Annotated in this window: 2 protein-coding genes; both read left to right on the top strand. The window is 45.7% G+C overall.

Annotation, left to right across the window (positions count from 1 at the left end; genetic code table 11):
- The coding region (locus WAM07_RS17465) for an aldehyde dehydrogenase family protein (RefSeq protein WP_422168667.1) at positions 1-1,107 on the top strand (1,107 nt) is incomplete at its 5' end.
- A gap of 34 nt (positions 1,108-1,141) precedes the next feature.
- Positions 1,142-2,293: a saccharopine dehydrogenase family protein gene (locus tag WAM07_RS17470; protein WP_422168668.1), complete on the top strand. Its 1,152-nt coding sequence runs from the start codon at positions 1,142-1,144 to the stop codon at positions 2,291-2,293.
- Positions 2,294-2,475: the final 182 nt, after the last annotated feature.

Here is a 2,475-nt window from a genome sequence, read left to right on the forward strand (position 1 = left end):
TCCGAACTGAAGGACAAATTCGCTATGAGTGTACGCGCTCCTGTGGGAGTGGTCGGAATAATTACACCATGGAATTTTCCGATAGCCATAGCGACTTGGAAATCGTTTCCGGCCATCGTCGCAGGGAATGCGGTTGTATGGAAACCCGCCTCCGAAACACCGGTCATGGCTTTTGAATTAGCTAAAATATTTGAAGAAGCAGGCCTTCCTAAAGGGGTCATCAATGTCGTATTCGGTTCAGGTTCTAACGTTGGCGAAGCCATGCTTGAAGAAAATGATATACGGGTCATCTCGTTTACTGGTTCTAATGAAGTGGGGCGCGGAATTGCTTCTAAGTGCGGTCAGAAACTGAAAAAAGTCTCACTCGAAATGGGAGGCAAAAACGCAGTCATTGTGATGGATGATGCTGATCTTTCACTAGCCGTAGAGGGTATTTTGTGGAGCGCATTTGGAACGAGCGGACAGCGTTGTACCGCCTGCAGCCGTGTATTGGTTCATGAAAGCTTAAAGGATCAATTAGAAGAACGGCTGATGTACGAAATGGCTAAGCTGACCATAGGTAACGGATTAGATGAATCGATCAAGGTAGGTCCGATTATTAATCAAAAAGGACTTGAAAAAATAAAAAGTTATATTCGAGTAGGGAATGCAGAAGGGGCCAAGCTGCTTGCAGGCGGTTATGTACTGGAAAATGGAGAACATAAAAAAGGTCATTATTTCGCCCCTACCCTATTCACAGATGTGAAAGCCGATATGCGTATCGCTCAGGAAGAAATCTTTGGACCGGTCGTTTCCCTGATTCCGATAAAGAGTCTCGAAGAAGCTATTGAGATCAATAACGGCGTGGAGTTTGGCCTCTCGAGTTCTATCTTTACGAAGGATATCAATAAGGTTTTTGCAGCCCAGCGCGATCTGGACACAGGAATTGTGTATGTAAATGCAGGGACAACAGGCGCAGAGATTCATCTTCCTTTTGGCGGAACAAAAGGAACGGGCAATGGGCACCGTGATTCCGGTCTTGCCGCTTTAGATGTGTTTACGGAATGGAAATCCGTTTATGTGGATTTCAGCGGAAAATTACAGCGTGCTCAAATCGACGTGGAGTAGATCGTATGGTCATGAGGGAAGAGGAGGACGGATGATGAAAGTAGCAGTACTTGGATCTGGTCTAATGGGGAAAGAAGCAGCAAGGGATTTAGTCCACAGTCCAGGAGTCGAGCACGTGGGACTCGCTGATATTGATTTATCTCGAGCGGAGAAGGTGTGTCAGAGCATAGACTCTCCTAACATTCACGCTTATAAAGTGGATGCAGGAAACGCTGCTGAACTGGCCGCTTTTATGAGATCTTATGATGTCGTCATTAATGCTTTATTCTATTCATTCAATGAAATTGTTGCCAGAACAGCCATAGGGGTAGGTGTAAGTTCCGTAGATCTTGGAGGGCATATCGGTCATATCACAGACAAAGTGTTGGAGCTGGATGAAAAAGCTCAGGCCGCAGGAGTCACCATTATTCCTGATCTCGGGGTAGCTCCTGGAATGATTAATATTCTATCAGGCTATGGAGTTAGTAAACTGGACAAGCTGGATTCCCTGCGCCTGTTTGTTGGAGGCATACCTGTCCAGCCAGAACCTCCTTTAGAATACAATCACGTTTTCTCAATGGAAGGTCTGCTTGATCATTATACAGATCCTTCTACCATTATTCGAAACGGCAAGCTTGAGGAAGTCTCCTCCCTTTCGGAAATAGAACCTATCTATTTTGAACGTTATGGCCCGCTTGAAGCTTTCCATACGTCCGGGGGAACATCTACATTGCTGAAGTCCTATCCAAAGGTTCGTACTCTGGAATACAAAACCATCCGGTACCCGGGCCACGCGGAAAAGATGAAGCTGCTGGTCGACTTGAATTTAACGCATAATGACAGCGTAGTTGAGGTCGGTGGTGTGAAGATTAAAACCAGAGAAGTGCTGTTAAAGACGATTGACCCAATTGTTAGTTTAAAGAATAAGGAGGATGCGGTCCTTCTGCGAGTGAACGTGGGGGGAGAAAAGGATGGGAAACAGGCCGCCTATCAATATGAAATGGTCACCTATAAGGATCGGGTCACCAATGTGACCGCCATGGCACGAGCTACAGCGAACACGATATCTGTGGTCGCCCAGATGATTGGCAGTCAGGCAATCACTAAAAAAGGTGTGTGTCCTCCTGAGCAAATAGTTCCTGGCGATCTGTATATTAAAGAGATGGGCAAAAGAGGAGTCGACATTACTGAAAAACAAATCACTTAACATGAAAGAAGCTGCGTGTAGCAGCTTCTTTTTTTATATTGGCCCCATAAAAAGATCACTATTAATAATTCCATAAAAGCTCCCATTAGTTGAAGACTTGATTTGGAGATATTTGTTGAGCGGAAGGTTCTACGGGGGACGATTTCGCTTTCCGGCCCTGCACGACGCAGGGTCGTTCGACG

Origin of the sequence: Halobacillus sp. (assembly GCF_049282395.1) — a bacterium.
Taxonomy (GTDB): domain Bacteria; phylum Bacillota; class Bacilli; order Bacillales; family Halobacillaceae; genus Halobacillus.

What these genes read in the sequence shown, in the direction of transcription:
- WAM07_RS17470 (WP_422168668.1), top strand. Translation starts at nt 1,142, where the DNA reads ATGAAAGTAGCAGTACTTGGATCTGGTCTAATGGGGAAAGAAGCAGCA.